The organism is Maribacter cobaltidurans, from assembly GCF_002269385.1.
Lineage (GTDB): Bacteria > Bacteroidota > Bacteroidia > Flavobacteriales > Flavobacteriaceae > Maribacter > Maribacter cobaltidurans.
The window spans coordinates 4,333,385-4,356,700 of sequence record NZ_CP022957.1; the positions used below are offsets into that span (position 1 = coordinate 4,333,385).

14 protein-coding genes are annotated in these 23,316 nt (G+C 41.4%); 8 read left to right on the forward strand and 6 right to left on the reverse strand.

Going from position 1 to position 23,316, the window contains the following annotated elements; genetic code table 11:
* Positions 1–68 precede the first annotated feature (68 nt).
* From CJ263_RS19525 to CJ263_RS19545, 4 genes are all read right to left on the reverse strand, one after another.
* Complete coding sequence (locus CJ263_RS19525) at positions 69–3,344, reverse strand: sensor histidine kinase (protein ID WP_094998812.1); 3,276 nt, start codon at positions 3,342–3,344, stop codon at positions 69–71.
* 562 nt (positions 3,345–3,906) lie between these two features.
* Positions 3,907–4,905, reverse strand: coding sequence for an NADP-dependent oxidoreductase (locus CJ263_RS19535; RefSeq protein WP_094998814.1), 999 nt, complete (start codon positions 4,903–4,905; stop codon positions 3,907–3,909).
* Between the two features lie 276 nt (positions 4,906–5,181).
* Positions 5,182–6,579, reverse strand: coding sequence for an NAD-dependent succinate-semialdehyde dehydrogenase (locus CJ263_RS19540; protein WP_094998815.1), 1,398 nt, complete (start codon positions 6,577–6,579; stop codon positions 5,182–5,184).
* Between the two features lie 314 nt (positions 6,580–6,893).
* Positions 6,894–7,634, reverse strand: a complete 741-nt coding sequence (locus CJ263_RS19545; RefSeq protein ID WP_094999324.1) for an SDR family oxidoreductase — start codon at positions 7,632–7,634, stop codon at positions 6,894–6,896.
* 286 nt (positions 7,635–7,920) lie between these two features.
* Between CJ263_RS19545 and CJ263_RS19550 the strand changes: the two genes are divergently transcribed.
* The 5 genes from CJ263_RS19550 to CJ263_RS19570 all read left to right on the forward strand — a co-directional run bounded on the left by CJ263_RS19550 (position 7,921) and on the right by CJ263_RS19570 (position 17,671).
* The gene (locus tag CJ263_RS19550) at positions 7,921–8,970 is read left to right on the forward strand and encodes a DNA cytosine methyltransferase (protein ID WP_094998816.1); all 1,050 of its coding nucleotides are present in this window, start codon (positions 7,921–7,923) and stop codon (positions 8,968–8,970) included.
* Positions 8,960–10,174, forward strand: a complete 1,215-nt coding sequence (locus CJ263_RS19555; protein ID WP_094998817.1) for a hypothetical protein — start codon at positions 8,960–8,962, stop codon at positions 10,172–10,174. Before CJ263_RS19550 ends, CJ263_RS19555 begins: the two co-directional genes overlap by 11 nt.
* Positions 10,167–13,823 carry an ORC-CDC6 family AAA ATPase gene (locus CJ263_RS19560; protein ID WP_094998818.1) on the forward strand — a complete coding sequence of 1,219 codons (3,657 nt, stop codon included), beginning with the start codon at positions 10,167–10,169 and terminating at the stop codon, positions 13,821–13,823. The genes CJ263_RS19555 and CJ263_RS19560 overlap by 8 nt, the downstream gene beginning before the upstream one ends.
* 51 nt (positions 13,824–13,874) lie before the next feature.
* Complete coding sequence (locus CJ263_RS19565) at positions 13,875–16,916, forward strand: WD40/YVTN/BNR-like repeat-containing protein (RefSeq protein WP_229702450.1); 3,042 nt, start codon at positions 13,875–13,877, stop codon at positions 16,914–16,916.
* A gap of 155 nt (positions 16,917–17,071) precedes the next feature.
* A complete protein-coding gene (locus CJ263_RS19570) occupies positions 17,072–17,671 on the forward strand; it encodes a DUF6642 family protein (RefSeq protein WP_094998819.1) in 600 nt (199 codons plus the stop codon).
* Between the two features lie 20 nt (positions 17,672–17,691).
* On the opposite strand, the gene CJ263_RS19575 is transcribed toward CJ263_RS19570, so the two are convergent.
* Positions 17,692–18,369 (reverse strand): hypothetical protein, encoded by a 678-nt coding sequence (locus tag CJ263_RS19575; protein WP_094998820.1) that lies wholly within the window; start codon positions 18,367–18,369, stop codon positions 17,692–17,694.
* Positions 18,370–18,452: 83 nt separating this feature from the next.
* A complete protein-coding gene (locus CJ263_RS19580) occupies positions 18,453–19,526 on the reverse strand; it encodes a serine hydrolase domain-containing protein (RefSeq protein WP_199768153.1) in 1,074 nt (357 codons plus the stop codon).
* Positions 19,527–19,873: 347 nt separating this feature from the next.
* Here CJ263_RS19580 and CJ263_RS19585 point away from each other — a divergent pair, with 347 nt between their 5' ends.
* The 3 genes from CJ263_RS19585 to CJ263_RS19595 all read left to right on the forward strand — a co-directional run bounded on the left by CJ263_RS19585 (position 19,874) and on the right by CJ263_RS19595 (position 23,303).
* On the forward strand, positions 19,874–21,643 hold the full coding sequence (locus CJ263_RS19585; RefSeq protein WP_094998821.1) for a helix-turn-helix domain-containing protein: 1,770 nt from the start codon (positions 19,874–19,876) through the stop codon (positions 21,641–21,643).
* A 100-nt stretch (positions 21,644–21,743) separates the two neighbouring features.
* The gene (locus CJ263_RS19590) at positions 21,744–22,823 is read left to right on the forward strand and encodes a serine hydrolase domain-containing protein (RefSeq protein WP_094998822.1); all 1,080 of its coding nucleotides are present in this window, start codon (positions 21,744–21,746) and stop codon (positions 22,821–22,823) included.
* A 21-nt stretch (positions 22,824–22,844) separates the two neighbouring features.
* Complete coding sequence (locus CJ263_RS19595) at positions 22,845–23,303, forward strand: hypothetical protein (RefSeq protein ID WP_094998823.1); 459 nt, start codon at positions 22,845–22,847, stop codon at positions 23,301–23,303.
* Positions 23,304–23,316: the final 13 nt, after the last annotated feature.

The following is a 23,316-nucleotide window of genomic DNA, read 5'->3' on the forward strand; positions in this document are numbered from 1 at the left end:
AAGAAACAGAATCAATCTTAGATACTATTCAGGAATCACAAAATACAAGGGACACTTGATTAGTACAACTAAATGGAAGCCAATTCATCTGGAATTTTTTTTTTGTATTGATTTTTATCCCGTATTTCGGCTCTTGGTAGTGTTATAAAAAAAGAAGCTCCCTTTCCTTTTCCTTCGGATTCTGCCCTAATGTCTCCGCCGTGGGATGCTACAATTTGTTTGATCATATACAAGCCCAGACCGCTTCCCTGAATATTTGGGTGAAATCGCTCAAATGGAGAAAATAACTTTTTCAAGGATTTTTCATCCATTCCCGATCCGTTATCTATAATCTGAAATTGGACTTCTTCTTCGGTTGTTTCAGCTTTAACAATGATTAGGGGGTTCTTTTGATTTCCCATATACTTTACGGCATTATCCAATAGGTTGCCAAAAACCTGAATCATTCTGTTTTTATCCCCATAAATTTTGGGCAGATTTTCGGTAACTTCCAATTTTATGTGTTTAACCTCCAGTTTTCCGCCTACTAAATTCTTTGACAAATCAATAATTTCGTTGGTATCCAAAAATTCATTTTGGTTCTCTATTTTTCCAATTCTCGCCATTTTGCCCAAATCTCCTATTAAATTGCTCATCGCGTCACAGGAGGTATTTATCATCTCCAGATATGTTTCCATCTCAGGGTGTTCCTTCATATTTAAATCCATGGGAATAAGGTTTGCAATTCCCTTTATACTACTTAATGGGCTTTTTAAATCGTGGGTAACGGAGTAGGTAAAGCGTTGAATTTCCTCATTTTGTATGGATAACTCGTCGGCAGCTTTGATTAGTTTTTTTTGTTGAATTTGAAGTTCCTTGGTCCGTTCATGAATCTTTCTCTCCAAATTGACTTGATTCGCCTTCAGGTTACGGATGCGTATGTAGTGAATCAGATATACCAGCCCCAATACAAAACTGGTTATGATCAATCCAAACCACCATGTTTTCCAAAAGGGAGGGGTAATGCGTATGTGAAGCAGCTTTTCATTAGCATTCCAAACCCCATCTGAATTTGTGGATTTAACGTGAAGTACATAGTCCCCGGAATTCAAGTTGGTATAGGTGGCCGATGTTTTGTTTCCTACATAATTCCATTGATTCTCAAATCCCTCTAAATAATAGGCATAATGCACTTTCTCTGCCGCTTTTAAGGTCAATGCCTTAAATTCAATATTAAAAACAGAGTGTTTATGGCTAAGGGTTATGGAATCAACTTGATTGATATCTTCCTGTAAAACGCCAAAAGAATCATTAGGTCGGACGGAGGTATTGAAAATTTTAAGATCGGACAGCAATACTTCTGGAGCGTCCGTCAATTTTGCAGCTTGTTTGGAATTGAAAATATTAAACCCATTGGAGCCTCCAAAAACAATATCAAAATTGGAAGTCCTGTAAAAAGAGGAAGAATTGTACTCATTGCCTTGCAGACCATCATACATATCGTAATCCAAAAACTCGCCGGTCTCCTCATCATATCTGGTAATACCCTTATCCGTACTGATCCATAGAAAACCATATTCATCCTGTACCAACCCCCTTATGGTATCACTTATTAATCCGTTGTCTTTAGTAATGGCTTTAAAGGTGTTATCCTCCGGATTAAATTTGTTAAGACCGGCCTGTGTACCCACCCAGATATTATGATAATCATCCTGGGTGATCATATTCACAAAATTATCGCTCAAGAAATTGGTATCGCTTAAACTGTGATATTGGTCATAAGACCATGTGCCATTCTTTTCAGTTAACCGGAAAACTCCCATGGTCTCAGTGCCCACCCAAATAGCTCCTTGGTCATCCTCCAATAAACGCGCGACCGTAGAAACTTTATCACTGTAGATTTCAGATTCTAATTTAATATTTTCAAATTTCCCAGTTTCCGGATAGTAAATTTGAAGACCTCCCCTAAAAGCGGCAATCCAAATCCTGCCCTTGCTATCCTTCAGAAGGCCCATGACATCATCCGAAGCTATAAAAGAGTTGGTCGTATCCCAAACTTCGTACTCTTTTGTAACCGTATCAAATAGGGTAAGCCCAGAGCCCCATGAACCGATCCATAATTTATCATGATCAAAAGCAAGCGCAAGAACTACGTTGGTATTCAAATTCCCCTTATCCAAGGAAAAATGTTCAAAGTGGTTCGTCTTCCTGTTCCAATAGTTTAGGCCCCCACCATCTGTTCCAATCCATAATCCCCCATTTTTGTCCTCTGCAAAAGAATTAACGATATTATTGCTCAGTGAATTTTCATCAAAACGGTTTGTTGCTATTTTTTGAAACTTGAAGTAGTTCGGGTCATAAAAACTTAGTCCTTTCTTATAAATGCCCAAATACATCACCCCATTCCTCGTTTTATGTAAGGACCAGATGGAATTATTGGGGATTGAACCTGACCTTTTGTAATCCGATTTGGTATTGGATACATGACCGCTTGCCAGTTCATAAAGGGACAATCCGCCATTTTCTGTCCCCAACCATATATTTCCGCAATCATCTTGCTCCATGGCCATCAAGGCATGGCCTTGACTGATTATAAACTTCTTCTCGGCAGTCAACGTATCATCCTCAAGGTGATAAACAAACAGTTCCCCATTCCTTGTACCCAAAAAAAACTGCGAGGAATCTACCTGAATAGCGCTACTCGTGTATTGTGCGTTATTTATTTCGTCTTTTATGGACAATTGATCATCGATGATATAACTTTTGCCTTCGGTTACGATAAAGTAATTATTACTGGATAATTGAAAGAGTTCAATGATCCGATTATTATTCGGTTTGTCCTGCTCCGATATCGGAAACTCTAAACGCGCTGTCTTTCCTGTTTCGGTGTTGTAACGGTATAAGCCATGCTCGGCTGTTCCCAACCACAAAAACTCATCGATGTTTTTGATTACCGAAATATGCTCACTCTGAATGATCTCACCCTCCGATTTGAATGTATAGGGACGAATTATGGCAAGCTTCTCGTCGTAAAGGTTAAGCCCTCTACTGGTACCGATTAATAGTGCCCCTTTTGCGTCTTCGTAGATATATTCAATATAGCTATTGGTCAAACCTGAGGTGCCCTCATGGGATTCCTCGAAGACCTTAAAATCGGTCCCATCGTATCTATTGATTCCTTTAGGGGTGCCCACCCACAAAAAACCGTGTTTATCCTCAAATATCTCAGTAACTGTACTTTGGGATAGGGGTGCCTTAACAGGAATAAAATTTAAGGAATCCAACGGGGATTGGGAAAATGAAAATTTAGGTCCTAAGAATAAGATTAGGTGTACCAATGCCAAAAAGAGGGCTTTTCTTTTCATTATAAAAGTTAATACAATGGTAGTATTTTTCTTTCAAAGAAAAGATATTATTCCTTAGTTTAAAAATTATGTTGCCAACCCATGGTTATATGTTGTGAAACGATGGTTATTAGCAAAATATAATCCGGGTATAAATCAGAAAATGAAGGCTTTAGCTTATAGTATTCAACCAAATACGACAGTTAACATCGATGATGTTTGGTCCTTGTTAGCAGCAAATAGGACTAAAATTAAGCAGCTTTCAATTGTTTCATTTCGCCTGGTTTGCTCGTGGGTGGAAGAGGTATTTAAAATGATAGGAGAGACCCCTCGACTGCGCTCGGGGGGACATTTTAGATACTTTTTTACTAATCCCTTCGACTACGCTCAGGGGACACTTTATGCCATTGTTTTACACATGTGAGACCCCTCGCTTACCTCGACTTTAGTTTACCTTGAGCATTGGGTGAAAAGAAAATATGTTTTCTTTGAACGCACCTTGCGCAGCAAAACGAAAGGCTCGGGGGGACATTTTAGACACTTTGTTCCTTATCCCTTTCGACTACGCTCAGGGGACAGGCAATTAAACCTTTACGATCATTTTCCCTTTTTTCTTGCCGTCCATCATGTCCAAAAAGGCCTGTGGGGTATTTTCAAATCCTTCCACAATCGTTTCCCGGTAGGTCAATTTTTCCTCGCCCAACCATGTGGATAACTGCTCCATGGCCTCCGGGAATTTATCGGAGTAATTGGAAACGATAAAGCCTTGCATCAAGGCACTGTTCTTAATCAAAAAAGGCTGTACGCTCACCCCGGTCGGTGTTTCGGTATTGTTATAGACCGATATCGCCCCGCAGTTGATCGTTCTGGCGAACTTGTTGATACTGAAGAGCACCGCATCGGAGATTTCCCCGCCCACATTGTCAAAATAGATATCTACACCATTGGGTGCGGCCTCCTTAATGGCAGCTTTCATATCGTCCGTAGTTTTATAATTGATGCCTCGGTCAAAACCGAATTCGGATTTCAACAATTCCACCTTTTCATCGGAACCGGCAATGCCGATGACCGTAAGACCCAAGATTTTACCGATCTGTCCCACAACACTGCCCACGGCACCGGCGGCACCGGATACGATCAAGGTTTCCCCTTTTTTCGGTTTTCCGATTTCATGCAGGCCCAAATAGGCCGTTAATCCCGTCATGCCCACAATACCCAAATAGGCACTTAAGGGCGCTTTGTCCGGGTTCACTTTTTGCAGGTTTTCTCCGTCGGAAACTTGTAGCGTTTTCCAATCCAATCGGTCCCTCACAAAATCACCTTTTTTAAAGTTTTCATTTTTGGAATCGATGACCTCTGCAATGATGCCGGAATTGATAGGTTTGCCCACTTCAAACGGCGGGACATAGGATTTGGCATCGCTCATGCGTCCCCGTAAATAAGGGTCCACGGAAAGGTATTTGGTTTCCAAAAGCACTTCGCCGTCCTTGATGTTTAAATTGTTTTCGGATTCCGTAAGTTCAAAATTGTCCAGGGTAGGGGCCCCTACCGGACGCTTTTTTAAGTGTATCGTTTGTATCATTCGTATTGTCTTTATGTTTATAAATTTATGAATCCTTGCCATTTTTTTCTTCCTTCCGCATGAATGGATGCAATGGCGGTTATCCCTAGTTTGTAAAATAAGGGCTGTCTAAAAAGTCACAATTCTATTCAAATGTCACATCGAGCGCAGTCGAGATGCGTTAATAACCAACAAATTATAATTCTCGGATGCGCTCGAATTGACAGCAGAAATGACTTTTTAGACAGCCTCATAGTAAGGGTCTGAACAACTTCGAGGGACTACATATACGGTACCCTAATCTTCACCGATCATAATGGACTTCGCATTTACGAATTCCTTCATGCCGAATCCACCATGCTCGCGTCCGTAACCCGAATTTTTGACCCCTCCGAAAGGCATATTAGATTCGGCCAAGCCAAAGGAGTTGATAAATACCATTCCGGTATCAAAATATTTGCTGGCCATTTCCACGGCCTTGTCCACATCTTTGGAGAAGATTCCGCCTCCGAGTCCGAATCGGCTATCGTTGGCAATGCGCATGGCATCCTCATCGTTCTTGGCCTTCATCAACGAAGCTACCGGGCCGAACAACTCATCGTCATAGGCGGGCTGACCTTCGCTTACCTGAACCAAAACGGTCGCTGGATAATAATAGCCTTCGCCGCCGGGCATCACCCCACCACAGAGGATTTCGGCGCCGTGCTGTACACTTTTCTGTACCTGTTCGTGCAGTTTTTCCCGAAGATCCTTTCGCGCCATAGGACCTAAATCCGTTTCCGAATCGGTTGGGTCGCCTAATTTCAGGGCCTTCATACCTTTTACGAACTTCTCGCGGAACTCGTCATACACCGCCTCGGTCGCAATAAAGCGTTTGGCGGCAATACAGGTTTCCCCGTTGTTATAGATACGTCCTTGGATACATTTTTCCACGGCCAAATCAATATCGGCATCATCCAAAATAAGGTAGGCATCGTTACTACCCAGCTCCAACACCATTTTCTTCAGTTCACCACCGGCTTTTTCGCCTATTTTCTTTCCGGCTCCCGGACTTCCCGTCAAGGTTACGCCGCGGACCAATTCGTGTTCTATAATCGTGTCCGATTGATCGTGGGTAATCACCAATACACTGAACAGTCCCTCGGGCAATCCCGCCGTATCGAATATCGATTTCAGGAGTTTGGCCGTTCCAGTCACATTTTCGGCATGTTTTAGCAATACACTGTTCCCGGCCATTAAATTGGCAATGGTATAGCGAATGACCTGATAGGCCGGATAGTTCCAGGGTTGAATCCCATAAATAACGCCCAAAGGGGAGTAGGTGATGATGCCCCGGCCACCATCGGAAATTTCGCGTTCCTCGCTTTTGAGTGCGTCCGGTGCATTTTTGGCGGAAAAGCTACAAATGGCACTGCATAGGTCTATTTCCTGTTCGCTTTGCTTCAGGAGTTTTCCCATTTCGGAGGTCATCATGTCGGCCAGTTCCTTTTTATAGTTTTGTAGTTCTTCCCCAATGGCGGAAATCACCTTGCCCCGTTCCTCAACGGATTTGAATTTCCATTTTTTAAAGGCTCCGTGGGATTTTTGAATGGTGTCCTCCACCTGTTCATCCGTCATTAGCGTATGCGTAGTGAGGGGTTTCCCGTTTGCGGGATTGATTGTTTTAAACGTTTTATCTGTTGTTGTCGTTGACATTATTTTCTGTTTTTTAGTGAATTGTATATCCGTAAACCGTCATAAACGAATGTCTCCTCGAGCGCAGTCGAGAGGTTATTAAACCTAAAACCTTTAAAATGAGGTCTCGACTGCGCTCGACCTGACATTTAAGTTGTAATTATGAAGGATCGAGGTCTCGCATCTCGACTTTAGTTTATCTTGAGCATTGGGTGAAAAGAAAACATGTTTTCTTTGAACGTACCTTGCGCAGCAAAGCGAAAGGCTCGATGTGACGGCTCGACCTGACATTCAAATTGTAATTATGAAGGAATTCCGGACATTCATTTAGTGAATTACTGTTGTTCGCTGGGTACCAGGTACACATCGTTGATGTTTACACGCTCCGGTTGGGAAAGTGCGTAGTAAATGGCATCTGCAATATCCTCGGCTTCCAAAGTTTCCATTTGCTGCATCTCCTTCATTTTCTCCATGATGTCTTCATCGGTAATGGTATCCGTAAGATTGGTCGCAACCGCACCCGGTTCTATGGAAGTGACGTTGATGCCGTATTTTGGGGCCAGTTCTTGGCGCAAGCCTTCGGAGAACATCTTTACCGCAGCCTTAGTGGCGCAATACACCGCTCCGCCCGGAAAGTACCGGTGTGCGGCCATGGACGAAATATTGATGATATGCCCGTCTTTATTGGCTTTTAGCTCCGGTAGTACTGCGGCCACACCGTTCAGTACGCCCTTAATGTTCACGTCCACCATTTTTTCCCATTCATCCGTCTTTAATTTTTCTACAAAGGAGAGGGGCATGAGTCCGGCATTGTTGATCAATGCGTTTACGGTACCATATTCCGCTTTGGCTTGGGAAACCGCTTTTTCAAAATCTTCCATTTTGGTGACGTCCCCGGCTACGACCAAGGCTGTACCGCCCTTGGCTTCTATGTTGGACTTCAATTCCTTGAGTTCGTCTTCGCTCCGGGCCATAAGGACCACTTTGGCGCCGTGCTGGGCCAATTTGTGGGCGGCCGCTTTGCCTATACCGCTTGAGGCTCCGGTAACGAGTATTACTTTGTTTTCTAAATTCATAGCATTCTTTTTTTGATTCCCTTCAATATAGGGGCTACGGATGGATTTCCTTGATCCTAAAGGATAGCGGATTGACGGTAATGCTATGGAGCGCGCTTTATGGTTTTTAGGGTTAAGGTTGAGGGTGATGGAAAGGGGATTGTTGGATTCCAATTAATTCAAACTTACTTAAGCATAGATAAAGGAATAATAAAGAAGGTAATCTTTTACTAATTGGATTACATCTCAATTGTCGCGTTTGACTTAAAATATTGTTATATTTTCGTTAGGACAAAATTACATTTAATTGAATCCAAAGAATAAACCCTTAAAAGCTGTTGACTTTTTCTGCTCTGCGGGCGGTGTGACTTGTGGTTTCAAACAAGCTGGTGTAGATGTTATTGGAGGAATTGACATTGATAAAAGGTGTAAAGAAACCTATGAAAAAAATAACAACGCTAAGTTTTTGCTAGAAGATGTTTCAAAATTGTCAAAACAAAAACTTAGTAAATTTTTTGGAATTAGGCGAAATCAAAGAAATCTAATATTTGTTGGGTGTAGTCCTTGTCAATATTATTCAAATATTAAAACAGATAAAACCAAATCTCAAAAAACAAGATTACTCTTAGAGGATTTTCAAGAGTTTGTAGATTATTTTAGACCAGGTTATATTTTCGTAGAAAATGTTCCCGGTTTGGATAAAAACTCTAGTAGTCCCTTGGGTAAATTCAAAAGATTCTTAACAGACAATGGTTATGTGTTTTCGGACGGTGTATTAAATTCAAAATATTATGGTGTTCCACAAAATAGACGACGATATGTTCTAGTAGCAACTAGATTAAGAAAAAGCATTGAATTACCTAAACCGAATGAAGGAAATATTAAGACTGTTTATGAGGCAATTGGTGATGAAAAAAAATTCCCGCCAATATCCGCGGGTCATATCGACAGCACAGAATTTAGACATAGCTCTGCAAGACTAAGTGAATTAAATCTATTACGCATAAGGACTACGGAAGTGGATGGAGGGGATAGGAGAAAGTGGCCAGAAAATCTACTATCTGATAATTATAAAAAACATAAAGGACATTACGATGTCTATGGAAGAATGTTTTGGTCAAAACCAGCACCAACAATTACAACAAGGTTTAATAGTTATTCAAATGGACGTTACGGACATCCGGTACAAAATAGGGCAATTTCTTTAAGGGAAGGAGCAACACTTCAATCTTTTCCATTGGATTATAATTTCTATTCAAATAGTCAAAATGATATTGCTAGAATGATTGGCAATGCTGTACCTCCATTATTGGCAAAGTCAATTGCAGAATCATTTTATCAAAATAATGGAGGATAAAATTATCATTGATCAGTTTATTCAAAACCCTTCCGAAGGAAATATGATGGCTCTGATTGAAAGAGCAATACAAGATACTTTATCTAATAAGAACATAGCATACTTAGCTAAGAAGCTTGGAGAATCAGGAGAAGTAGTCCAATTAAAATGTAAAGACTCATTTGTTGCTGATATACCCTCAACAGGAGGCCCTTCGTCATTGAGTACATTAATATGCCCGCTTGTCTTAATGGAGTTAAATTGTCAAATTCCAAAACTTGGGGTTAAAGGAAGACCAGCAGGTGGAATTGATGTCTTATATCAAATCCCAGATTATAAAATTCATTTTGATAGTAAACAAATTACAAATATTCTAGAAAGTTCAGGGTATTGTCATTTTATTGTTAGCAAGAAGTATGCTCCATTAGATGCTAGGTTGTTTGATTATCGATCAAAGGTAGGAGCGAAAGCTATTCCCTCATTAGTTATAGCAAGTATCCTTTCTAAAAAAATTGCAGCAGGGCTCAATTATACTGGTTTAGATGTTAGAGTTGCAGAATACGGAAATTTTGGTCATTCATTTGAAGTAGCGGAAAGAAATGCTAACAGATTTATAGCTGTTGCCAAGGATGTAGGAATAAATGCAAAATGTTTTTTAAATGATTTTAGCATTGAACAACAATCTTATATAGGAAGAGGCGAATCCTTACTAGCCTTACTGATGATTTTCGAGAACAATATGAATTACCTTTTAAAGAGACATCTTAATAATTGCATTGGTATGGCACTAAATGTCCCTCCAAGAGAAGCTATAAAGGATAAACAAATTACTACGGAAAATCTTTATCGAAATTTTGGTAAGAACCTTGAAGATCAAGGAAGTTCAATAGAGAAATTCAATAAAAAAGCAAAAGACATACAAAAACAACATTATAATATTATCAAAAGTAGTGGTAATGGATTCCTAAAAATCGACATGAAAATGTTGAGAGATACAATAGTAAAATACCAGAACGAATTTCATACAGATTCTTTATTTCCTGACCCTTGTGGAGTAATCCTCTTAAGAAACTCAAATGATTACATAGTAAAAAATGAATCTATTTTAACATACAGAGCAGAAGGAGAATTCAAAAAGGAATTCGAAAATGAGCTAAGAGCATGCTTTAGTATTAATTGTACGCCAAAACAAACCGCTTCATATAAAATTCTATCATATGCCTAAATATTGCTGCTTTAATTGCCCAGAAAAGGGTCATGATGATACAAGAGAATTAGATCATAAATGTCCGAATTGTCAATTTGAATATGGTTTCCCCTTATACTCGCCACCTGCTACAGTTGGGAAATATAAAATAGAAGCTCCAATTTCCAGAGGTTTTTATGGCGCAACATACAAAGTGATTGATGAAGTATTGGGAACGGAGTTTGTTCTTAAACTTATTCCGAAAAGCATTTATGAATTACATAATAAAGATTTCTATGCGGAATCTAAAGACCATGCAGAATTAGCAAAGGGCAGCCAATATATAGTAGGAATTACGGGTGCAGAGGAACATAAAGTAATTTTTGGAAATGGAGAAGAAGTAGAGTGCTACGTTCAAGTATTAAACTATGTACCAGGAAAACTTTTAATAAAAATACTTGAAAGTGCGAAACCCATAAGTTCAATTAAGATTACTCAGATATCAATGGACTTATTCAGGATATTAGATGTGTTGAGAAGTAAGAGAAAAAATCACAATGATCTTCATCCAGAAAATATAATAATTGAAGAATTAACTCCTGAGAATAGAAGAGCGGGGGAAATCCATAGTACTACAAGAGCAATAGCTATTGATATTGGTTCTCTTACTTCGATTAATAAAGCCGGAGATTCACCTGATAGACAAGGAGATGTACACTGGGTTGCTGGGTATTTAATTAAGTTAAGTGAAAAACTTTTGGATGATCCGGATAATGTTTCTGATCAAGATTATAGGCTTGCTAGTTTATTGGAAGATAGGGCGAAACTTCTTTTCCCTGCTGTAGAGCACACCAGAGCACCCAATTTTGATGAAATAATAGAGGATATAAGAAATTGTTTTAATCAGCAAACACAGCCTTGGGAAGAGCCATTGAAATTACTAAACTTTAATGACACGTATAATGCACAGACTCTTGATCCTTGGTTTGTTCCTTCATTATTGGTTGACCCAGAAGATCAATGGTTAACGCGAATCTGTGGACATGGGCCATTGGTAATAACTGGAATGAGAGGTTGTGGAAAGACAATGATGTTAAGAGCTTTGCAATTTCATGCAAGAGCAACTGCTGCCAAATTAAAATTTTCTGGAAATAAAGTTGAACAATTAAACAAGCTTCGTGAAGAAAATTATATAGGCATATATGTATCATGCAACAAACTATTAGATGAGATTGGTAAGGAAGCAGATGAGGCCTTACATGAGCCATTTTCACGACTTTTCATAAGGTACGGTATTGAAGCAATAAAAGCAATAAGGCATCTTAATCACATTTCAGAAGATAAGGTTAGAAATGACTATTTCGAAACCTTTATAGAAGTTTACAATCAACATGTTTCAAATAGTGAATTTCTTAAAGAAGTTACAAGTGAAAGACAACTTGAACAGCGCTTATTAAGTATGATTTATTCTTTGAATAGAGGAGAATCCAATTATGTTGTCACTGCCAACCCTTCCAATGCTTTTCCTGCTTTAGCTCAAGCAATAAGAAAGAGTTCATCATTATGGACTAATCATTATATTTTGTTTCTGTTGGATGATGTTTCCACTAGATATCTTGGAAAAGAGAATATCAAAAATTTACTTTCCTCTTTAATCTTTCAAAGTGAAGAGTGCGCATTTAAAATTACAAGTGAAGTTCAAACAGTTGAACTGTTGCTTTATTCACCCGGTAAAGTGGAAAAGGCAAAAAAAGGCAGAGATTTTGACACTTTTGATTTGGGATCGGCAGTTAACGAGAAGATAAGAAACAGAAAAAAGAATGGAGGTAAACATTTCGTCGCAGATATTTTGAACAGAAGGGCCTTTGGAAACGCAAAGCATCCATCCGTATCTCCAATTGAAGTTTTAGGAGATACTACATTAGCTTCTATTGCGAAGAGTATTGCTACCAGGGGTGTTAATAAAACGGCAAGAAAGAAAATTTATCATGGAATTTCTGCATTGGCAGGAGTTTGTGTAGGTGATATCGGGGATATAATAAATCTTTATGACATGATTATAAAGCACTATGATAATGTTAAACCGATTCCGCCCGAAAAACAGAACGAATGTTTTCAAGATTTATGTAGTGTAAGGCTTCATGAAGTTAATAGGAGAGGAAGTGATTATAAAGATTTTGCATTGTCTTTTGCAAAAGCATCCCATGAATTGTTAATGCAATCAAATAAGGATGGTAGCTCGAGATTAAGACAGTATTACTCAATTTATGTTAGAATTACAACGGGTAATACAGAAGAACAGTATGAAAAAATAAGACGGCTACTAGATGCTGGAATTTTCGTTTATTCTGGTGGAGCTAATGCTCCTAGAACACTAGGCAACGATACTAATCCCATAAACCAATTTAAGCTTACATATAGAAAATTATATGGTATATCAAACTTAATTGGATTAACGCAAGGTGATCGGTTTGAACTTTCGGGTGAACAATTAGAAAACTGGCTTAACAATCCTTCTGAGGGCAAAGAAATTCTAATGAAAAATGTTGGAGGAACTAGCTCAAATGTTGATGAAGGCGATGACCTTGATGACACGGCGATGTTAGAAACCAAGAAGTTTGAAAAGGTTGATTCAATAAATGAAGGAGTTCAAGGTTCTCTAAATTTTGAAGAGTTTGAAAAAATTAGATACTATGATTCGAAAACTGTTGAAAACCTTGTTTTAAGTAAAAAACCGAAAAGTACAGAGATTTTATTTGAAGATTTAGAATCAATTAAATTTGATTATTTAATTGCTGGGCTAGGGTTTGAGGATAGAACGCTGGAATCTATTAGGGAGCTTATAAAGCTTAAACCCCAGAAGGTTTTGCTGGTTAAGTATAAAGAAGTTGGAAATACAAATGAAATTATAAAACTTGTTGAGGATGAAAAATTAACTTATGAAATAATTAATTACGAAGTAGTTAAAACAAGTTTTGATGTAAGTTCTGGAAATGTATTATGTGATATAACAGGTTTATCTAAATCTTTAATTTTCAATATTGTCAGAAATACTCTTAAATCAAATGGAAAACTTTGGTTAAGTCATGTTCAAGCTAGTGTTTACTATCCTTTAAATGATGAGATAGATACTTCGCTTAAGAAAATTGAATCAGAAGATAATTATAGCAAATTGGATATTATAACGAAGAATGTTATAAAAGGTGAGAAGGGGCCATACGAGATATATGATTTATTAATGTCTGACACTGATGAGTCTAAAAGAAATGTATTAATAGGGTTCTCAAATTCTAAGTACGAAAGATTATTCAAGATTTTAGAAAAAAGGGAATTTGACATGATAAGAATTGTATTTCCCCAGGTTGACAGTATGAGAGGGCAATTAGCCAGATTAGCTTCTGAAGTTATTTCTAATGCTTATTCTAATGCGGAGTGCTATGGTTTTGAATCGAACGATTTAGATGCCATGCTTGCTTTTCTGACAGAACAATATCAATTACACTATATAGATCAGAATTTCAACTTTGAACTCGCACTAACAGGTTCGAAGAGACATACTGTAGCATGCGCAGCCATTAGCGCCGCTTTTAAAATTTCACATTGTTGGTATTCAAAACCTTCAAATTGGGATATTGCTAAATTTTCAAAAGGAATTGGAGAAAAATCATATTTTAAAATTGAGTTATAGCGAGAAGTATGGATAGTTATTTTTTAAACACATAATTTAAAACCCACCACCATGAAAACCACCAACCTAAAAACCGCTCTTTGCATCCTTTGCCTTTTGGTAGCTATTTCGTCCCTGGCCCAAGTAGATCCATCCTATTACCAAGATCTGGAATACAGGATGATCGGGCCCTTCCGTGGGGGTCGGACCGTAGGGGCGGTGGGCGTGCCTTCCCAACCCAATGTATTCTTTATTGGGGTAAACAATGGCGGAGTATGGAAAACGGATGATTATGGCCGTACCTGGAACCCTATTTTTGATGACGTGCCCACAGGTTCCGTGGGGGATTTGGCGGTTTCGCCCTCGGACCCCAATGTGATATATGTCGGTACCGGCGAAGGGTTGCACCGGCCGGACCTTGCCGTGGGTGATGGGATGTTCAAATCCACCAATGGCGGTAAAAGCTGGGAACATATCGGGCTGGAAGATATCCAACAAGTGAGTCGGGTCATCGTACACCCTACCAATCCGGATATCGTGTACGTCGCCGGTTTGGGCCATCCGTATGGGGCCAATGAAATGCGGGGCATTTTTAAATCCACCGATGGCGGAAAAACATGGAAAAAGACCTTGTATAGCAACCCCAATACCGGGGCGATCCAAGTGGAGCTAGATCCTAATAATCCTAACATCCTGTTCGCCGCGATGTGGGAACATCAGGAAGGACCTTGGGAGAACGCCAAATTCTCCGGCCCCCACAGCGGACTCTACAAATCCACGGATGGCGGGGACACCTGGCGACAACTAACCAACGGACTCCCCGGGGCGGAAGAGGGTTTGGGCAGGGTAGGGGTGGCGCTATCGGCCAGCAATTCCAAACGGATGTATGCCACGGTCGATGCCCGGGAAAAGGGCGGAGTCTATACCAGTGCGGATGCCGGCGAAAGCTGGAGCCTGGTCACCACGGAAAACCGATTATGGGGCCGGGGCAGTGACTTTGCCGAAATCAAGGTGCATCCCAAGGACGAAAATGTAGTTTTTGTGGGGAATGTAGCCTCATATAAATCCAAGGACGGCGGTAAAACGTGGACCTCCATCAAAGGCGCACCGGGCGGGGACGACTACCACAGGATATGGATCAATCCCCTGCACCCGGAAATCATGCTTTTTGCCGCCGATCAGGGTGCCGTAATCACGGTAAATGGTGGGGACACGTGGAGCTCTTGGTACAACCAGCCCACGTCACAATTGTATCATGTGACCACGGACAACCAATTTCCGTATTGGGTGTACGGTGGCCAACAGGAAAGTGGGGCCATTGGCATTGCCAGCAGGAGCAATGGGGGACAGATTTCGTTTCGAGAATTTATGGGCGTGGGTGCCGACGAATATGCCTATGTCGCTCCGGACCCACTGGACAACAACATCGTTTATGGCGGACGCGTCATAAAGTTCAACAAGAAAACAGGACAATCGCAATATGTGGGTCCCGAAGTGCTGCGTTCCCGGGATTTTCGATACCTGCGTACGATGCCCCTGTTATTTCATCCAGCCAATGATAGTATGTTATTATTCGGTACGAATGTGATTTGGAAAACCCATGATGGAGGACAGCATTGGGAACAGATCAGTGGCGACCTTACCCGAGCCCGACCCGAAGTGCCGGCCAGTGTAGGCGATTACAAAACCGATGCCATGGAAAATATGCCGCAACGCGCCATTGTCTACGCTATTGGACCTTCGCCCTTGGACAAAGACATTATTTGGGCGGGTACGGACGATGGCCTCATTCAGGTGACCCGGGATGGGGGCAACACCTGGACCAACGTAACACCGACCTCGATTACCTCCTGGGATAAAATTTCACAGATCGATGCCGGTCATTTTGATGCCGGAACGGCCTATGTGGCGGTGAATGCCATACGGAAGGATGATATGCAACCCCATATTTACAAAACCCACGACTTTGGGAAAACCTGGGAGGAAGTCGTTAACGGGATGAATCCCTCCGGACCGGTAAACGTGGTGCGTGAAGACCCAAAACAAAAAGGATTGCTGTATGCCGGAACGGAGCGTGAGGTCTATTTTTCGGCCGATGATGGGGCTACTTGGCAATCCCTTCGCATGAACATGCCCGCATCTTCCATTCGGGATTTGGTGGTACACGAAAATGATCTGGTCATCGGGACGCACGGTCGCTCCATTTGGATTTTGGACGATGTAAGTCTGCTGCGGGAATTGGCCAGTCTATCCGACCAAAACGCCTATTTATTTTCGCCCAGCGATGCCTACCGAGTACGGTTCAATATGTTTAGCGACACGCCTTTGCCCCCGGAAGAACCTACGGGAGAGAATCCGCCGGATGGTGCCTTGATCGACTATTATCTAGGAGCCGATGCCCAAAAGGTAGAACTCAACATATTGGATTCGGAAGGCGGGTTGGTCAACAGCTTTTCCGGTGACGATAGGGCGGAAGTCTTGGATACGACCCAAATGCAGCATCCCACGTATTGGATACGTCCGTTCAAAGGCTTGTCCGGCGAACCCGGCCACCACCGATTCGTTTGGAATCTACGGTATAAGGAACCGCAGGGGGCCAATCGCGCTTTTGCCATTGCGGCCGTACAGTACAATACGCCTAGCGGACCCGAAGGACCTTTTGTATCTCCGGGAACGTATAAAGTGCAATTGAAGGTCGATGGGGAAATTTTGGAAAAAAACATCACGGTAAAACTGGATCCACGTTCCGAAATGAGCGAAGAAGCCCTTGCCCTACAAACCGACCTGTCCCTGCAAACCTATACCGATTATGGGAGATTGCAGGAGATTCGGGAAGCTATTGATGCCAGCTCGGCAAAAGGTAGAAAGAAGGAAAAAATGTTAGCCTTTCGAGGGGATGGCGCCCCGGAGGATGGCGATTTGATTTATGGAAGTATTTATATGTCGGAGCTGGAGGACGAAACGCTAGTCGGACTGCAATCCAAATTGCTCTTTTTGCTCAACGTCTTGCAAAAAACCGATGCCCAACCAACCGCCAAAACCCAAGAAGCCGCTGCCCAATTGCATACACGCGTGGGGGAGATGAAAACGCTTTGGGAATCGAAGTATAAATAAGTCGGGGAAGCATTCAAAAATCACCTTCAATTCTAGGGCTCAATTTCAAATACCTGTCTCCCTGAGCGCAGTCGAAGGGTCTTTCAAGGTTAAAGAAATCTTAGCAATGGTCCTATTGTTATGCTGATTTAGTACATTGGCAAAAACTCTGAAACTTGTTAGCAAAAAGACGACAATTGCCCCAAATACCTACCAACGATACTGAACGGTTTATTTACTGTTTGGAAGCCGTCGATGATATTGAAACCGAAGCGGTTACCGAAGTTCAAAAGAACTTGGAACATTTGGCCATGCAGTATGGGGTGGCCAGCATCTATCAAACCTGCGATACCATTGAAGGGCTGGAAGCCAGTTTGAATGCCTTGGTTTTGGACGACCATCATTTTAAGGACTATGAGATCATCTACTTGGTGATGACGGGGGAGGCCAATAGTATTTGCCTGAACGACTACTACTATAGTTTACAGGAAATTGCGGAACTCTTTGAAGGCCGATTAAAAGGAAAGATCCTGCATTTTTCCAATGCCAAAGTGCTGGACCTAGACGAGGAAGAATCCCAATATTTTTTGGATATCACCAATGCCAAAGCCATTTCGGGCTACGGCCATGCCTATGAAGGCATCAGCAGCTCCGACTTGGACAAGGCCTTCTTTAACCTGTTCAAGGAAGACGACAATATGTTCGATGTGGTAGAGGAATTGCACCAACGGCATTACAATATCTGTAAGCTGTTGGATTTTCGGTTGTATTATTAAGTAGGTCTTACCTTAAAGGATTACCCGTTTAATCTGTTTTCCTTTCGCTCCCTACGGTCGTCCCTGCGTTCGCGACGGTCTTCCCGTAATTCACCTTTATCCTCCCTGATTTCTTCTTGTGTCTCCAACAGGTCATTGTTCATGGTGGCAATAAACTTTTCAAGAATTCCGTTTCCAAGCGTTTCATCGGCTTTTGCGTTTTCGTATAGGGCCTTTTGGTTTTCCAATCGGGCTTCCAATTCGGCACGGTCGGCTACATCGTCCCGTTTATCACGACGGTCATCACGGGTATTCCTTCGGTCGCGGCGCATATCCCTTCTATCGTCCTGTGTACCCTCGTAACCTCTGCGGTTCCTTCTTTTTTCCCTTCGGTTGGTTCCTTTTTCCACGGAACTTTGCACCACTTCCCGTTTGGCCCTGGCCACTTTTCCTTCGGCCTGTTGAATCTCCCGTTCTATGGCTTTAAGAATTCCTTGCCGATACCGATCGGCCAGTTTGGTATCGTTATTTTCAAGTGCCGTTTGAAATTGCGAAACCTCCTCCTTGAAAGCTTCCAGTTCTTTGGTGTCACGTTCCAATTGCGCGTTCCCAACCTTTATTTGTAGGTGGTCCTGAACGGTTTCCTTGCCATTCTGTGCTAAAGCAAAAAAGGTTGTCAATAGTACAAGGGTCGTAGCGAGATATTTACTTGTTTTCATCGTTTTTATTTTATCGGTGTAACCTGTTTACCTATTTTTTTAAAAAGCGTCTAATTCGATTTTATGATGGAGTAGGGGGGATCCTAGTTAATAACTGCATTTATTTTTTCCCACAGGGTATTGTCAAAACCGGATACCGCAAAATTGGGATTTTGTGGGTCCGAAGCATCCCCCATGCGTATGACCACCATGTTTTTGCTGGGAACCACATAGATACGTTGATCCTTGGCGCCCATGGCCGCCACCATATCGGCAGGGGCATTTGGGACTAAGGAACCTGGATACACGGTTTGTTCACTGGGTACCATAAACTGCGATTTTCCATTTAACCACCAAAGATATCCGTAGGAGGGATTGATACTTTGTGAGGTAGTCACACATTCGGTAAAGAAAGATTCATCGATAATCTGTTCTCCGTCCCAGGTACCTTTGTTGAGCCCTAGCAGTCCAAACCGGGCCATGCTTCGGGTCGTGCTATGAAAGATGGTAAAGATGGTTCCTTCGTTCCAATAGCCATCCATCCCGATCTTTGATTTGAGGTTGGCATTGAAGTAGCTTTCAAAATCGGTCGAACTGGATGCGGCAACCACATCCATCAATTTTTGAAAAACGTTGCCGTAGGCCCATCGGGTACCGGCATCGGCGACATAGGTAAGGTTCGATTTTATGACCAATTGTTTGGTATCATCGATTCCCGAGGTCATCGTCAGCAGATTCCTCACCGTAATCAGGTTTTCCTTTTCCAAGTCCATATTGGTCCAGTCGGTCCCTAGATAGTCGGACACCTTGTTTTCAATATCCACCAGACCGTTTTGCTGCGCAATACCCGTGGTTGCGGACACCAAGGTTTTTCCAGCGCTGTTCCATTCCCAAGGTTCTTGTGCCGTATGTCCATTATAATATTCTTCCATAACGATCCTACCATTGACAAGGATCATAAAGGATTTGGAATTGTTTTGACTTAGAAAATCGTTCAAGGCCTCTATATTGTCCACATTCCAACCTAAACTATTTGGGCTAATGCTTTCCCAGGTATCGCTTCCAATCGGGGGAAAATACATGGTTGGGTCGGGTTTCTCAATAGGCCCGTCGTCCGATTTTGAACAGCTCGCCACGACGATAAGCATCATTGCCAAAACTAAATAGGTATACTTCATAGCTTTTTTTTTGAACTTCTGTTGGGGAATTGGCTTGCTCACCCATTTTCTACTCAGATTCCCAAGTGTGCCCTAGAACCTGAAAATTTAAAAAATGGCATAAGAAGCAATAGCTATAACGCTCTGTAATTCGGTTTGTTGTGTGGGGTCTTGGGTGGTTTTAACAAATATTTTGGGGGGCAGTGGGTGTCACGGTAAGCACCCTTACATTGTACTGGAAGTTAATGAAAATGGGTTACGCTAGGGTAAGCCAAAGGTGGGAGGGTAGTACATGTGATAAGGTTAATACATTGTTAACCTTTTAAAGTTTATATTTTTTATTTTTACGTCCGTCAATTTTTCCTTTGATGACCCAAAAATCGATAGCCGTACTTCCTTTTGTCAATATGAGCAATGATATTGACAATGACTATTTCTGTGATGGGATTACCGAGGAAATCATCAATGCACTCACAAAAATCAACGAGCTTAAGGTAATTGCGCGGACCTCTTCCTTTGCCTTTAAGGGAAAGGATATTGATATTCGGGAAATTGGTGGGCAATTGGGTGTCAACACGGTGCTTGAGGGAAGTATTAAAAAATCCCGGGAACGGGTTAGGATAACGGCACAGTTAATAGATGTTGCGGATGGGACGCATTATTGGTCCAAAAGGTTCGACAGGGAATTAACGGATATTTTTGATCTGGAAGATGAGATTAGCCTGGCCATTGCGGATGAAGTCCGAAACAATTTTGGGCATTTTGAGGTGCAAGACCATTTAATAAAGCAACCCACCAACAATGTGGATGCCTATCAATTGTTCTTAAAAGGGCGTTCACTGCAATTAAAATGGACACCAAAAAGCCTTAACGAAGCCATAACCTATTATGATCAGGCCATTACCTTGGATAAAAATTATGCGAAAGCCTATTATGCCAATTTGCAATGCTACGGCTTATTGGCCATGTGGGGGTATATGCCCTACCAAGAAGCTATGGATTTGGCCATTGGCAATCTTTTGATCGCCAAAGAAATAGACACCTCCTTACCCGAATACCCACATTCCTTTGTGGGTAAGTTTTTTTGGGGAGAATGGGATTTCAAAAATGCGTACATCCATATCAATAAAGTCTTGGCCATTAATCCGAATCACATCGATGGGTTGGAAGCTATGGCGGAACTGTTCATTGCCCTTGGCTTTTTTGACGAGGCCTTAGTATATGCCAACAAACTTTTGGATCTAGACCCACTTTCGGCAAACAATCATTACACTTTTGCTCATATATGCTACTATCAAGGTCAATTTGATAAAGCCTTGGAAAGTGTAAACTATGCCCTAACCCTTAATCCGGAATTGGCCCTAGCGCATCATTTAAAGTGTTTTTGTTTGATATGGCTCAACCAAAAACAGCAATTTGAAGAATTTATAAAGGACACGCCACTAGTCGAAGAGAAAAAATGGTTATTCCGACTTATCAATGAAAAGCCTGTTGAAGTCCCTGATGAAATCGTATCACAATGGACAGCTAGTGAAAGCAACGAAACCATGCTTGTTCCCTACGACCTTTATATTTTGAGTAATTCCAACCATAAAGCGTTAGGTTTATCCCGTTTGCAGGAAATGATCGAACGCAGGCGTGGCCAAATCATCAATTACAGGCAAGAACCTTTTTTGAAACCCTTACACGGGATGGATGGTTTTTCGGATTTGCACCATTCCAACCTGTGCCTTTCGGATATTACATCCCCCGTGGAAGAGGAAGAAAAAACAACACCTACTATTTTAGATGCTTCCCAAATAGAGGCCTTAAAAGAGGAGCTGCTTACCTATTTTGAGGAAGAGGAACCTTTTCTGAATCCGCAATTGAGTTTAAAATTCGTGGCCGATGTCCTAGGGTTCAACACCAATAAAATATCCTACCTGATCAATACCGCCTTTGATCTAAATTTTAATGATTTTGTGAATTCATACCGCCTAAAACGCTTTAAATCCATTGCCCTGGACCCCAAAAACTCGCATTTGACCATTCTTGGATTGGCCTATGACAGCGGTTTTAATTCCAAAAGTGTGTTCAATACCTACTTTAAAAAAATAGAGGGGATAACCCCTAGGGCTTGGATGAAGTCCAATTCATGATTCATCTTCCTTAGTTCGTTTCAGATTATAATTCAGAACGATTGATGTGTACTTACAGTCAATCTTTGCATCAAAATTATAAATCAAAAAACGAACAATTATGACAACTTTACACAAACGCTTAATCGTTTTCATGGTATCCCTTTTAGGGCTTTTTACATCTTGCTCTAAGGAAGACGACACCCCTTCACCCAATCCCAACGACACCACCATTGAAACTGTCCTCACCGATATCGGGTTTCAAGGCTATGCCATTGTCACCAAAAACGGGAAGGATTTGGTACGCCAGGGTTTTGGATGGGCCAATCAAGACACGGAATTGCCCCAAGGGGATAACCTAGGGTACCGAATAGGTTCGGTCACCAAAACACTTACTGCAGCGGCGGTCGTGCAATTAAAACGTGATGGGTTGATCCAAAGCTTTGATCAAACCTTGGATGAATTTGATACCGAATTCCCGAATGGTGAACAAATTACCATTGCAAAGTTACTATCCCATCAATCGGGTGTACCAGAGTTTCAATTACTGGCTGAAGGCGCTTACGAACAAGGGGAAACCTTGGATGAAGGGACTATTTATGAGCTTATCAAGGAATTGATACTTGAAAATGGACTCGATTTTACACCAGGGTCCAACAAAGAGTATTGCAACTCAAACTACCTCATTGCAGCCTTGTTGGTGGAGCAGGTATCGGGAATGCCCTATCACGAATATGTGCAGCAGAAAATTTTCAATCCGTTGGGAATGTCAGAATCCTACAAAGGGACGGATGAGATTGACAGCGATACCCACGCACAGGGCTATTTGAATGGAAGCCCTAACAGTTCGTATCCTATGGAAATTCCTTTTGGGGCAGGCGATTTCAGTAGTACGCCAAGCGATATGGAAACCTGGACAAATGCCGTAAAAACGGATTGGTTTACCGAAGCTGAAAAGTCGGAAATATTTGCCAAAGATGTTCCAAGTGGCTATGTGGATTTTGGCTTGGGATGGTTTACCACACAAGAGGGCAATACCACGATGTACTGGCACGGTGGCGATATTAATGGCTATTGGAGTATGATAGGTTTTATACCGGAATATGATGCCACGATCGTACTGTTAAGCAATCAGCAAGACGATACGGGAACACAACGCAACACCATTATCGAACACCTATTGACCAAGGAGTTTAATTAAAAATATTTCAATTATAGAGACATGAAAAAATTAGTAGTATTATTTGCCTTTTACACATTTTGTACAAATCCTGTTTTTAGTCAGCAAGACTATGAAGTTAAGGTTATAACAAGTGTAGAATCTATTGTTTCAAGCGGATTGGGCCGATCACGTATGCTTTCATCTAACGATGAAAGGGACTACAAAGAGTTCACTTCTGAGCAAACGGAAGACGACAATTCCCGGAATACCTCCAAGAGAAAGGACATTAGGGTCAAAAATTTTGAAGAAACGAAACTGTTGAACTTTTACAATTTGGGCGGCATACGCTTTCAAAATATTGTAGCGAACGATGCCTTGATTTCATCAAAACTGACGGACATGCTTACAGAAGGTTGGGATTTGGTGTTCGTAACCAGTGCCGTGGAAAGTGACGCAGGCGAAAATGACGATAATGGGATTTTTATAACCCGATATATTTTTAAAAGAAAACTGGACTGAAAAACCATTAAAT